The following is a 13,021-nucleotide window of genomic DNA, read 5'->3' on the forward strand; positions in this document are numbered from 1 at the left end:
CAAAGTCTTGAGCTATTGTTGGGGTATATATAGCCCCTATATAGCCCCCATCAGAATTTTTTGAAATCTTTTTATCAATGCAGCAGAAATTAATTTAGATCATCGTTGACTCTTTGATTTATACTTTAATATCAATTTTTTGTTGAAAAGCAATTCAGTTTTGATCTTTAACTTCTTGCTGACTACGTAACGAGTGGGTTATTACTTGCTTACAGGTTCAGCTTTCTCTACTGAATTATCATTTACACCCAAAGTCAATTCCAAAGGAGTTTTTTGGGGGTAAGCTTTTACTACTTGCCGATAAACATCATAATTAGTAGGTAGTGTTTGCTGAGTATTACCCACCCCATAAGTCAGTTTGTACTTTACATCTTTCACTAATTCAGGTTTGCCTGCCTCTTCTGGAGATTTTTTGCGTTGTTCAACTTCATCAACACTTGGCCTCGGCGGTAAAGTAGGCCACCATAGCCCTCGATCATCTGGGCCAATTACTTCTCCCGATGGTTTTACTCCATTTCGATTCAGCACCGAAGTAGTAGCAAAGGTTTCAATGCGGGGTCGTGGTTCACTAGTTAGATTATTCGCATACTTAACTTGCCAGGTGTAACTGGTGAGTGCGGTAGCTTCATACTGTTCAGCAGTAGTAGTGCTGCAACTAGTTAGTGTCAGTGCCGTTAGTGCAGTTATTATTAAGGGTAAAATTTTCAACTTTTGCATTATCAATCGTAAATATCTCTTACTAATCACTCTTGAGGAGGGAGTGTGCCATCATTGCTGCCAAGGAGAAGGAATCGCTGTTGTCGAAAGTACTTCTCCTGTTTTTAATCTGATACCAGTCTGCTCACAGTTGGGGTATTGGACTTTCACTTTAATCAGTGCAGGATGTTCTTTATATTCTCCCATTACTAGCTCTTTTGTAAACTCGCACTTTTATTCCCTGTTGGTAGTACCAAAAAAGCGTTTATCTTAGATATATTTCATCAGATATCGGCTAGAAATATTTGTTGTACTGTTGTATTTTCAAGCAAGATTACCCATGCAATTTCTCGTGTGTCAGCAATGCTAATCATTGGCGATGCTGGAAATAAAAAGTGCAATACTGGTAGCGTGCATAAGTTATCAGAATCAGATTCGGATTTTTTTAACACTGGCAGAAGTTAGTCGCCTTTTGTTCGTGTATCTGCATCTAAGACAATTGCTTATAGTTCATTTACTCTCTCTGCTCCCACCAAATACAATTCGCGTTCGCGGTATTCAAATGACAACTTGTATACTCTTGCTACAAGCAACTTCTAGGCAGTATGGAATGGAAAGTAATCTTGCAACCTCTAAGAGTTGTATTCCCCCTAATCAAGCGCTACAATCTGCCTGTATTAGAAGTACTTTTTGCGATAACTGCAATTTATTAAAGTGAGCCAAACCCGGATTATTGCACTATTTAACCAAAGTGGTGGAGTTGCCAAGACAACACTTACTCAAAATCTGGGCTACCACCTTGCACTTAAAAAACGTCGTGTTTTGCTTGTGGATATGGACCCGCAGGCATCTCTCACTACATTTATGGGACTCGAACCAGACGAATTGAGTATCAGTATTCAACAAACAATAGTTGATAACAGACCATTACCTATCTATCCCCAGCCGATTCATAGTATGGCACTTGTCCCTGCTGACATTAATCTTGCCGCTAGTGAAATGCAACTTAGTAGTGCGATCGCTAGAGAATATCGCCTAAAAAATGGGCTTTTGGCTGTGCAAGATAATTACGACTTCATTCTCATTGACTGTCCACCTTCTTTGGGGTTACTCAGTATCATCAGCCTCACTGCTGCTACTCACATTCTCGTTCCTATCCAATGTCAATTTAAGTCATTTAAGGGAACTGAACTTTTACTCAATACGATCACCCAAGTCCGCAGTCATACCAACCCCAGATTGCAATTTGCTGGATTTGTTCCTACAATGTTCGATGGTCGGACTGCCCAGGAATCGCGTACACTTAAAGCTGTACAAGAACAACTATCAGAGATAGCTCCTGTATATCCACCAATTCCAAAAACTATTGCCTTTGCCGATGCTTCTGAGCGCCGAGTCCCACTAGCATTATTTGATAAAAACCATCCAGCCGTGGGTGTACTCAAAAAAATTGCTGATAGCATAGATAAACTTGAATTAAAACTGTGAGTAGCAAACGTAACGAACCTTACGCTGCAATCAAAAAACCTGTCGATCTGCTGTTTGGCACTGTAACTGGGTCACAATCTGAGGATCAAGCCAGCGCTACTAACACAATTGCAATTGCCAAAATTAAGCTACCTTCCTCACAGCCAAGGCGCTATTTCGATGAGCAGAAGCTTGAAGAACTATCACATTCAATCAAAGAATTGGGTATTCTCGAACCTCTGTTAGTGCGTCCGCTCTCTGAGGGCGATTATGAATTAGTAGCCGGAGAAAGACGCTACAAAGCGGCATTGATGGCTCTTTTAACTGAGGTTCCTGTAGTAGTCCGCATAATGGATGATGCGACTACGTACCAAGTGCGCCTTGTTGAAAACCTGCAACGCGAAGACCTCAATCCACTAGAAGAGACTGAAGGTATCCTTGAACTATTGGCATTTCGGTTGTCAATCAGTACGTCAGAAACCGTCAAACTGCTTCAAAAAATGGAAAACGAAGCTAAAGGAAAAATTACCCGTAACGTTACGGGTAATTCTCAAACTCTACTTGTTGAGGAAATATTTACAGTTTTAGGAGGCATGAAGTGGGATTCATTTGTTCGCAATCGCTTGCCTTTACTCAATCTCCCTCAAGATGTGCTTTCAGTATTGCGTTCAGGAAAAATTGAGTACACCAAAGCACGGGCAATCGCTAAGGTGAAAAATGAAAAAACAAGAATTCAACTACTAGAAGACGCGCTCGCCTACAATCTCTCATTGAGCGAAATTAAGCGAAAGATTTCAGAAATTCAGCAGAAGCCGGAATCAGAGTCTCGCACTCAAACAGAGTCAACATCTCTTAAAGACCGCGTTGAGGACACACTTCGCCGTTTTAAGCAGTCCAAGGTATGGGATGATCCGAAAAAAAAAGCAAAGCTAGAGAAGCTCTTGGCTCAGTTGGATGTATTGATGAAAAATGACTTCATAAATTGATAAAAATAAATTAGCTAAAACTGAAAAAAAATTTGATTTTATACCACTAATATTTCGGGGATTGAGTGTGACCTTATCTCAAGTAGTTTAGTAAGATGTTGCAGTACGAGCGGTAGTTGTTAAATCTCAACAATCTGCCTTATTGAGAATAGACTAAAATAGAGGTTCAGATCGAACAATCATAAATCAAAAGTTTCGAGGATATCTTATCCCGAACTCCTAATACCGGGCATCTTGCTTAGTATTTATGTACTATAATTAGCTGACTTCCAATATTATAATAATGTGCGGCATCTGATCATAAGCAATGTCCACTCCCCCTAATCTTTCCCCTCAACAAGTAAGCGCCTTTCCTCAACACGAAACAATCACCGGAGTCGTAGAACGCCTAACTTTTTACTCTGCTGAATCGGGTTACACTGTGGCAAGGCTGACCCGTCCCCGTAGCACCGAACTGACAACAATTGTCGGCAGCTTTGCTAATATTCAGCCAGGTCAAACTCTACAGCTAACTGGTTTCTGGCGTGACCATCCACAATTTGGCCCCCAGTTCCAAGTAGTCAACTACAAAGAAAGCAAACCAGCCACTCTCACCGGAATTGAGAAATATTTGGGCAGTGGACTGATCAAAGGTGTTGGGCCAGTCACAGCAAGACGCATTGTTGCCCACTTTGGTTTAGAAACCCTGGACATTATCGAAAACCAAATTGACCGGCTCATCGAAGTTCAAGGCATTGCCAAAAAGCGGATTAAGTTAATTAAAAACGCTTGGTCAACTCAGAAAGCCATAAAAGAAGTGATGGTGTTTCTCCAAGGGCATGGCGTTTCTACCACTTATGCTGTGAAGATTTACAAGCAATATAAGGATGAAGCAATTGCCACTGTTACCAATAACCCTTATCAGCTAGCAGCCGACATTTACGGGATTGGTTTTCTAACTGCTGACAAGATTGCACGGAATATCGGAATTGCCCCTGACTCAGAATTTCGTTACCGTGCAGGAATTATCCACTGTTTAAGTGAAGCTGCCGAAGATGGCCACTGTTACCTGCCACAAAGCGAATTGATTGAGTTGGTAATAAAACTACTGACAACCGAATCTCATCAGCCCACAGAAGAAGCAATCGCACAAATCATCAAAGACATGGCTCTAACAGATGAACTGATTAGAGAGTGGGATGAGGATAAAACCCTACTTTGCTACAAACCGACTTACTTCCATACTGAACAGAATTTAGCTCAACTGATCCGCCAACGCTTAGAAAAGCCTGTTGATACTGACATTGAGCGCGTGCGTGATTGGATAGACCGCTTCACCGCTAGCCGTAAAATTCAGCTTTCAGAACAGCAACGCCAAGCTGTAGAAACAGCAGCTTATTCCAAAATCATGATCCTTACTGGTGGCCCTGGCGTTGGAAAAACTTTCACCACCCACACCATTGTCTCACTTTGGAAAGCAATGGGTAAATCTATTGCCCTGGCAGCACCAACTGGACGGGCTGCTCAACGCTTAGGTGAAATGACTGGGCTGGAAGCCAAGACTATTCATCGCTTGTTGGAATTTGACCCCCGCTCAAGGGGTTTCAAGCGCGATAGTGAAAATCCTTTACCCCACACGGCAATTATCGCTGACGAAGCTTCGATGCTTGATTTGTTTCTGGCTTACTCCTTAATTAAAGCAGTACTAACTGGCGCTTTACTGTTGTTGGTGGGTGACATTGACCAGTTACCATCTGTGGGCCCAGGTCAAATACTTGCTGATTTGATTAATTCTGGTCGTGTGCCAGTAGTGCGGTTAACTCAGGTATTCCGCCAAGCTCAAACAAGTGCTATTATCACTGCTGCTCACCAAATTAATCGAGGAATTTATCCCACAATCGAGCCAATCTCTGATAATCCTGTGTCTGATTGTCTGTGGCATGGCGGCGGTCATCAGCCTGAACATGGAGTGCAAGCAATCTGCGAATTGATTACCGATTTGATTCCTCGCTTAGGTTTTAATCCTGCTACTGATGTGCAAGTACTTTGTCCAATGTCGCGGGGCTTGGTAGGGACTCGCAACCTTAATACTGTGTTGCAGCAGTTAATCAACCCACCCAGTCCTGACAAGGTTGAGATTAACAGAGGTGGGATGATACTGCGAGTTGGCGATCGCGTCATTCAACAAATGAATGATTACCAGCGTGAAGTCTTCAATGGAGATTTGGGAATTATCACTGACATTGATACTGTTGAACAAGAAGTAATTGTGCAGTATGGAGAGCGTACTGTGATTTACGACTATGCTGACCTGAATGAAATTACTTTAGCCTGGAGCGTTAATATACATAAAAGCCAAGGCTCAGAATATCCGGTGATAGTTCTGCCAATATATATGCAGCACTATATGATGTTGACCCGGAACCTGTTTTACACCGGGCTGACCCGTGCCAAAAAGTTAGCGATCGTGGTTGGAGCAAAAAAAGCGATATCTCTGGCGGTGCGCTCTACTGATGACCAACGGCGGTACACAAGGTTACAGCAGAGGTTACTTCAGGCAGAACTGAATTGGTGAGATGTAATCTATTGGTGATGAATTTTGACTATTAAAAATAAAAAAGTTTCTTGAATTATTTGATTTATACTTTAAAATCCCCCGATTTAAAAAAAGCATTTTTGTTAAGTTCTTTCACCTGCCTTAGACCCAGGTTTTACCCTGCATACCAAAAAGATTTCCAAATGGGTCCCACATTTGACAAATTGCTTGCTGCCCCTCAATTACCAAAGGGCCTCGATAAAGCCTTGCACCATGCTTTTGGACATAATCTAATGCTTGCTCAAAGTTGTCTACACGCCAATACGCTACTTGACCTGCGTTGCCCGGACGCATTTTTTCATCTGCCAGATGGAAAAACATTTCAACGCCGCCAACATCAATCAATGCTCCTCGTATTTCATTTTCTACATAAAAGTAATTCATTGGTATATTTAAAAGCTCGCCATACCATTGAGCAGCTGCAACAACATCATCTACGAAAAAAAATATAGCTTGAACGCCCTTAAACATATACTGCTCAGTTTCTCCTTATCTGGTGAAGCACCCCAAATCTATCCTACTTGCCAAATCATACGCTCGTCACTGCTATTGTGACTCTTGATTTTTCTACATTCTAGGTATTCCACGTCAGAGCTATTACGTATAATTACCTTCATTTTGTACAATAAAAACACACTATTGTTTGAGCGAAAAATAAGCTGATGTATTTATTAGATACATCAGCTATTGACTTACCCCAAGATTTCAATCACAGCCGCTAGAATAGCTGGCGCTTTGTCTGAAACCGGAATGAACACCCGCTTTTTCCAGTTGATGATCTCAGTGAAGCAACCCACAGCTAAGAGTCGCTCTGCCAGTGAGATAGCATTAACCAGTTCTATGCGAGGTTCTGTGGCAATATAAGAACGCCGTAAAGTAACGCCACCTGGTAACTGCTGAGAATAGCCTTCGTTTAGCACTAAAGAGACTAACTCCTGTGGGCTTAACAGCTTATCCTTCAGTCCGAGTTGTTCAGCCACAGACTTAATATCTACTGCACTGACCACCCGACCCAGAATTTTCTCGCCATCGCTGGTCTGCAACCGATATACTCGATTGTTCTTCTGGGGTAGCATTTTCCAGATTGGCAGCAATATCCCAGTCACAAGGTGAATATAATCAGTAGTGAATCTGGGCAATTGGTCAACTTCCTTCGACCAAGCTGCAACAAAGGCATCAGCCGAAACCTGCTTCCAAGTGGAGGATTCCAACTTATCGACAGGGACACGCGTTTCTTTCTGTGGACGAATGAGTAGAACTCTTGGAATCACCCCGCCTTGGTCATCAAAGAAGCTGTGCGTAGGAATGCTCACAGCCGCATTACCGGATTTCTCATTGCTCATGAGTTGCCCTTGATACTTAACAACAAACTCAAGCATTTCCTCAGCCGTTTTGATGTTGTTCTTTTGGACACGCTCAATCTTTAAGTAATTGGTCACGCTACCAGTTTGAGGATGAGTATAAACGGATTCACAGCTTTTGATACTAAATCTATCAGCCCGAAGTGTTTCTACTCCAACTTCAAACACACCATTAGCGATCGCAGTCTCGATTTGTTGACTTAATAGCAACTCGAAACGCTCGAAAATCGTATTTTGCATCCCGATTGTCAAAGCCAGCAGGCGATTGAGGAACTGTCGCAAGGGTGGGAGGTCTATCTTCATTCCACCTTCAGTGGAAGTGAGCGAGAGTCCTGTCATCTGTTCAAACTTCCCCAGAGGAACTTGATAAAATCGACCTTGAAAAATCTGCTTAAACAACTCGTATAAAGCATATTCAGCATAGTTCGATTCTAGATTGTCTTTGGCATCAAACATACCGTTACCGCCAGTTTGCCTCTGACCACGGGTGAGTGCGCCCAAGCTGTCCAGCCGTCTAGCAATCGTGCTGATGAATCGGCGTTCACCGCGCACGTTAGTAGTCACAGGACGGAAGACTGGTGCAGAAGCTTGGTTGGTACGGTGAGTGCGCCCTAATCCCTGAATTGCGTTGTCTGCTCTCCAGCCGGCTTCAAGCAGGTAGTGCGATCGCCTTCTACGATTTACAGCATTTAAGTCAGCATGATAACTTCTGCCTGTACCACCTGCATCGCTGAAGATGAGTATTTGCTTATCTCCCGCCATGAATGCGTTAGTCTCAGCAATATTGGCACCACTACCCCGTGAATCCACAAACAAGCGTCCGGCTTCGTCTTTCAATACTCGTTTGCTGCGTCCAGTCACTTCAGCTACTTGCTTGTTACCGAAATGCCACAGCAGTTGTTCTAATGCACCAGGAATTGGTGAAAGGCTGGCGAGTTTGTCTACTAAGGCATCTCTCAAAGCCACAGCTTCAGATGAAACAATCGGTGAACCATCGGCATCAAAGGCTGGTTCGGAGCGTTCGTCTCCATCAACGCCAGAGTGAATGGAATGCAGATGTACGGGAAAGGCACTTACTAAGTAGTCAAGAACATACTCCCTTGGTGTTAAATCCAGGTTTAAATCCTTCCATTCCTCTGCGGGAACTTCATTTAGTCGGCGTTTAAGTAACTCCTCGTTAGTCGATACGATTTGAATCACAACGGCATTACCCGCAGTTAAATCTTGCTCAATCGCTTTGATTAGCATGGGACACTTCATACCCGTGAGCAAATGGTTAAAGAACCTTTGCTTGTGCGATTCAAATTGAGACATCGCAGACATTTTAGCTGCTCGGTTATATGTTTTAGCACCAGTGATGTTACAGGCTTCTAATGCTTTGTGGAGGTTATTATGAATAATTTGAAAGGCATCGGCGTAATTATCGTAAATCCTTTCCTGAGTAGGAGTAAGTTCGATTTCTAACATCTCATACTCCACACCATCGAAGGAAAGCGATCGCGCCAAATACAGACCCAATGCTTTCAAATCCCTAGCAACAACCTCCATCGCTGCAATACCACCGCCCTCAATGGATTCTACAAAATCCTCACGGGAGGTAAACGGGAAATCCCCAGTCTGCCAAAGTCCCAGGCGATTGGCGTATGAGAGATTTGAGACAATAGTAGCACCAGTCGCAGAAACGTAGACAACCCGTGCCTGCGGTAATGCGTTTTGCAACCTCAGCCCAACAATACCTTGCTGGGATGCTGCAACCATACCGAGTTTACCCTCCTGGGCCATCGCATTGCCCATACTGTGGCACTCGTCATAAGCGATTGCTCCCTCAAAGTCTGCTCCTGCCCATTCAACAATTTGCTTAAGCCGACTTTTACCGTTCTTTTGAGAACGTAGAGTTGAGTATGTGCAGAACAGAATGCCTTGGGTGAAGGGAATTGGATCGCCAAGCTTAATGTTGCTCAGGTCAATGATATCTTTCTCACTACCTCCGAGCGCACACCAGTCTCTACGGGCATCTTCAATTAAGGCAGAACTTTTGGATACCCAGATTGCTTTTCTTCGTTCCTGACACCAGTTGTCGAGGATGATTCCTGCACATTGTCTACCCTTACCAGCACCCGTCCCATCGCCTAAGAACCAGCCACGACGAAATTTTACGGCATTTTCTTCGCTAGTTGCCGCTACAGTCACATTATCCCATGAATCATCCACAATATAAGACCCAGACAGAAATTCACAGTGCGCCTGACCTGCGTAAATAACGCTTTCAAGTTGTGCCTCTGACAACAAGCCTTGTGTGAGAATGTTGCTAGGAAGATGCGGTTTGTAATTTGGTGCTGGTGGCGAGACAAGTGCTAGGGCTGCACTCTCACAAAGCAGTGAGGGATGAGGTAAAGCATCTTTAATTCTGATTCGTTGTGGGCGATAGGTTTCGTATAGGGTGTCTTTCAAACCCTCACTAGCCGTCCACTCGATAACCTCATATTCCAGCACTATTACGTCGTCTGGAAGAGAGGAAACTGTTTCTGGTTGTGCAACTGTAGTACGTTTTGGCAATTGAACAACAATTGCCTTGGCAGCAGCTTTGACTTTTTCTGAGCGTTCCCACGAAGATCGCTGTGGCAACTGCTCAATCAACGCCAGCAGTTCGGGCAAGTCCAAGGTTTCGGGAATACAGGGGATTTGCCTGTAATTATCAGCCGGAACCTTATCAATTACTGTGATTCTGGTGTCGATTTGTGTACCATGCTTTGAGTACACCTTGCCGTTAACCCCGACTGACATTAAAACTCGTGCCTTCTCTTGCCACTTAAGGAAAGTCTCTCGCCAGCTTGGGTTAGCTGGAGAAAACCAGTTGGCTGTTATTGTTACCAGCCGCCCACCGTCAGCCAGTCTTTGCAATGCTGAGTTGATGTGGCGAGGGGTGGCATCAGGGTTGCGACTGCTGATTTTGGGAGATGCGGAGAAAGGCGGATTCATCAGAACAACTGAGGGCTGAGTCTTGCCAACCAGATAGTCGTTAATCTGTTCCGCGTTTACTGAGAATAGTGGAGTGCCAGGGAATAGCCGTCGCAGAATCTTACTTCTATCGGGTGCAAGCTCGTTGAGCATCAGACTTGCGCCTTGTAGTTTAGCCATTTGTGCTAACAAACCAGTCCCGGCTGATGGCTCCAGCACCAAATCAGTAGCTTGTATAAATCCTGCTTTGGCTACCAGAAATGATAGCGGCAGAGGGGTGGAGAATTGGTGAAGCTGTACCGACTCTTCACTGCGCCGTGTTTGGGTTGGGCATAAGGCTACTAACTTCTCCAATTCCAATAATACTGTTAGCGGCGACTCTAATAAAAGCTTGTAACCTTTTTGGCGCAGATATAATATTTGTGCTACTTCCACAGCTTCGTAAGCATCTTTCCACTGCCATGTACCCTCTGCCGCAGTACCGTGAAAGTGGCGATTCATTTGGGCTTGAACAGTTTTCGTGTTCAGGAGGCGATTTTCAAGTAGTGGTTTCAAAAGCTCTTGAGCGACACTTAATATTGATTGCCCATAATCTAATATTGTTTGGAAGTCGAACAGAAAACCTTGGGTGAAAAGTTGCTGTACCATTGTATTACTCACAACATTATTTTTTCACTATTGCTATGGCGAAGCCCTTCTCTTATTAATAAATGAGGCAATTACTTGCCTCATTTAAACTTTTAAATCTTCAGATATTTATTTTTCGGTGATCAGCCGAGAGTTAAAAAGCGAATTAGCCAGCTTTACGCGGTCTGCCTGACTTGCGCTTCCCTGAAGAATTTACATCAGCCTTTTTAGTTCTCGGTGACTTGTTGGCAGTATTGTTAGCTTTATTTGAACGAGTAGTACGTTTTGGTTGTGGTGAAATTTCTTCAACTGGAGGCAGCAATCTCAATGTAGGGAATGAGAGAATAACTGCTTCGTTACTGGTACAATGAATGACTTCATCCTCTAACATCCAAGGATCTGGCAATCTTTCAAAAGTCCGAGCTTGTGGTGTGATTACTTCTGAAACTGATGGGATTATAGAAGTGACTATATTTAGATTACTAACCGAAACAAAATTACTAGTGTAAGCATCCGATACAAATAGTCCGTTAATGAACTGGAATATAACGAGAGTAACGAATGCCCAAAAGATGACTTCGATTGTCAAAGTGAGTAGAGATTGCATATCCATGATTATTTCTCAACTAAGTATTTGTAATTTTCAATTAATTTACGCAAAGCGGATTTGAGCCTTGTCCAAATATGAAGCGAATTTGAACATATCCTCTCTTCAAGAGACGACTTCACTCTAAAATTAGCGTAGCGTCTCTCTAATTTAATTTAGCCAAATTTCTTTGTTTTTTTAAAGCTTAATATCAAATAAAACAGCTTTTATTATTTACCTATTTTTAGATTTCAAGTATTATAGTTATAGCCTTGCTCTTCAAAGATAAATATTAGGTTAAATCTATAGTTAAGATTTGATTTGCTAGTTAATTCTTGAGATAAAACATTCTATTCAAACGAAAAATAAAAGTAGTCGTCACAATTAATTGAAAATATGCCCAGCCCAACTACCGACTCAGTTCGCTCCTACCTAAAAGAAATCGGTCGCTATCCTCTGCTGGCTCCTGAGCAGGAGATTACATTGGCCAGGCTTGTACAGCAGATGATGGCGGTTGAGCAGCAACGGCAAGCTCTTGCACTCCAACTTAACCGACAACCAAGTGATTTGGAATTAGCTACATCGCTTGGGCAAAACGTAGCTGAACTACAATCAGTCGTTCAACAAGGCCAAAAGGCCAAACAGAAAATGGTGACAGCTAACCTGCGGCTGGTGGTTTCTGTTGCCAAGAAATACCAGAACCACAATTTAGAATTTCTCGATTTAATTCAGGAGGGTACACTCGGTTTGTACAAAGGGGTAGAGAAATTCGACCCTAACCGAGGCTATAAACTATCGACTTATGCTTACTGGTGGATTCGTCAGGAAATCACACGCGCAATTGGAGAAAAATCTCGTACTATTCGATTGCCAATTCATCTAACCGAAATACTTAATAAAATCAAGAAAGTACAGCGAGAAAGCTTTCAAAAACTTGGTCGTCATGCTACTGTCACCGAAATTGCTGAAGAATTAAATTTAAAGCCTAACCAGGTTCGAGAATATTTCAGTGTCTCGAAACAGCCAGTTTCTCTGGATTTGCGTGTGGGAGACAACCAAGACACTGAGCTATTGGATATCTTACCTGATGAGAGCATGTCCTCAGACGAACGGCTCACTAAGGAACTGTTGCACCTCGATTTAAATAATCTGCTGGCATCCCTGCCCCCTATACAACGCGAAATACTAATTCTACGTTTTGGGCTAGAGAATGATCATCAACTGAGTTTGACTGAAGTCGGCTTACGCTTAAACTTGAGCCGAGAACGAATCCGTCAGCTTGAGCATAAAGCTTTAGCAATTCTCCGTCGTGAACAAAGTGGCATTAAGGAGTATCTTAATTAATTAGAATTAACTCGCGCTGAAGTTGTCGAATAGGAGAGTATGAGCAAAACCCGCTACTCCAAAGACTGGAAACAGATCGCCACAGCTGTAAAAGATGCCTCCAATTGGCGCTGTACTAAGTGCGATCGCCTCTGCTTGCGCCCTGGCGAGAAACCATCAGAGCTAACTTTATCCCAACGTCGGGTTCATAACCTTCAGGTTCATCATTACAACTTCGACCCATCTGATAACCGAAAAGAAAACTTAGGCTGTCTTTGCAGTGCTTTATGTAGAATCCACGTCGTAGAAGCCTTGATGTGACTGAGTTTTGTTAAATTCTTCTACAACGTAACCTCTGATAACTCCCTTTTAACAAAGCAGAAAAATTTACAAAATGTAACTAGTATTTTTGACTCATTACCGTACTTTTCAGTGCCTAATT

At 43.0% G+C, this 13,021-nt stretch carries 10 protein-coding genes; 5 read left to right on the forward strand and 5 right to left on the reverse strand.

Annotation, left to right across the window (positions count from 1 at the left end; genetic code table 11):
* Positions 1 to 201 precede the first annotated feature (201 nt).
* Both ACFG4S_RS00365 and ACFG4S_RS00370 read right to left on the reverse strand, forming a co-directional pair.
* On the reverse strand, positions 202 to 717 hold the full coding sequence (locus tag ACFG4S_RS00365; RefSeq protein WP_392530081.1) for a hypothetical protein: 516 nt from the start codon (positions 715 to 717) through the stop codon (positions 202 to 204).
* Positions 718 to 768: 51 nt separating this feature from the next.
* Entirely contained in the window at positions 769 to 903 is a 135-nt protein-coding gene (locus tag ACFG4S_RS00370) for a hypothetical protein (RefSeq protein ID WP_392530082.1), read from the reverse strand.
* Positions 904 to 1,410: 507 nt separating this feature from the next.
* On the opposite strand from ACFG4S_RS00370, the gene ACFG4S_RS00375 reads away from it, so the two are divergent.
* From ACFG4S_RS00375 to ACFG4S_RS00385, 3 genes are all read left to right on the forward strand, one after another.
* Positions 1,411 to 2,184, forward strand: a complete 774-nt coding sequence (locus ACFG4S_RS00375) for a ParA family protein (RefSeq protein WP_094333603.1) — start codon at positions 1,411 to 1,413, stop codon at positions 2,182 to 2,184.
* On the forward strand, positions 2,181 to 3,149 hold the full coding sequence (locus tag ACFG4S_RS00380) for a ParB/RepB/Spo0J family partition protein (protein ID WP_392530083.1): 969 nt from the start codon (positions 2,181 to 2,183) through the stop codon (positions 3,147 to 3,149). The genes ACFG4S_RS00375 and ACFG4S_RS00380 overlap by 4 nt, the downstream gene beginning before the upstream one ends.
* 307 nt (positions 3,150 to 3,456) lie before the next feature.
* On the forward strand, positions 3,457 to 5,703 hold the full coding sequence (locus ACFG4S_RS00385) for an ATP-dependent RecD-like DNA helicase (protein WP_392530084.1): 2,247 nt from the start codon (positions 3,457 to 3,459) through the stop codon (positions 5,701 to 5,703).
* Between the two features lie 123 nt (positions 5,704 to 5,826).
* On the opposite strand, the gene ACFG4S_RS00390 is transcribed toward ACFG4S_RS00385, so the two are convergent.
* The 3 genes from ACFG4S_RS00390 to ACFG4S_RS00400 form a co-directional block, all read right to left on the reverse strand.
* The gene (locus ACFG4S_RS00390; protein WP_392530085.1) at positions 5,827 to 6,195 is read right to left on the reverse strand and encodes a VOC family protein; all 369 of its coding nucleotides are present in this window, start codon (positions 6,193 to 6,195) and stop codon (positions 5,827 to 5,829) included.
* Positions 6,196 to 6,416: 221 nt separating this feature from the next.
* Positions 6,417 to 10,691, reverse strand: a complete 4,275-nt coding sequence (locus ACFG4S_RS00395; protein ID WP_392530086.1) for a strawberry notch-like NTP hydrolase domain-containing protein — start codon at positions 10,689 to 10,691, stop codon at positions 6,417 to 6,419.
* Between the two features lie 145 nt (positions 10,692 to 10,836).
* The gene (locus ACFG4S_RS00400; RefSeq protein WP_392530087.1) at positions 10,837 to 11,277 is read right to left on the reverse strand and encodes a hypothetical protein; all 441 of its coding nucleotides are present in this window, start codon (positions 11,275 to 11,277) and stop codon (positions 10,837 to 10,839) included.
* Positions 11,278 to 11,652: 375 nt separating this feature from the next.
* On the opposite strand from ACFG4S_RS00400, the gene ACFG4S_RS00405 reads away from it, so the two are divergent.
* Both ACFG4S_RS00405 and ACFG4S_RS00410 read left to right on the forward strand, forming a co-directional pair.
* Positions 11,653 to 12,600, forward strand: a complete 948-nt coding sequence (locus tag ACFG4S_RS00405; RefSeq protein WP_392530088.1) for an RpoD/SigA family RNA polymerase sigma factor — start codon at positions 11,653 to 11,655, stop codon at positions 12,598 to 12,600.
* Between the two features lie 39 nt (positions 12,601 to 12,639).
* Positions 12,640 to 12,900 carry an HNH endonuclease gene (locus tag ACFG4S_RS00410; protein WP_392530089.1) on the forward strand — a complete coding sequence of 87 codons (261 nt, stop codon included), beginning with the start codon at positions 12,640 to 12,642 and terminating at the stop codon, positions 12,898 to 12,900.
* Positions 12,901 to 13,021: the final 121 nt, after the last annotated feature.

Origin of the sequence: Nostoc sp. C117 (genome assembly GCF_043099735.1) — a bacterium.
In the GTDB taxonomy this organism is placed as follows: domain Bacteria; phylum Cyanobacteriota; class Cyanobacteriia; order Cyanobacteriales; family Nostocaceae; genus Nostoc.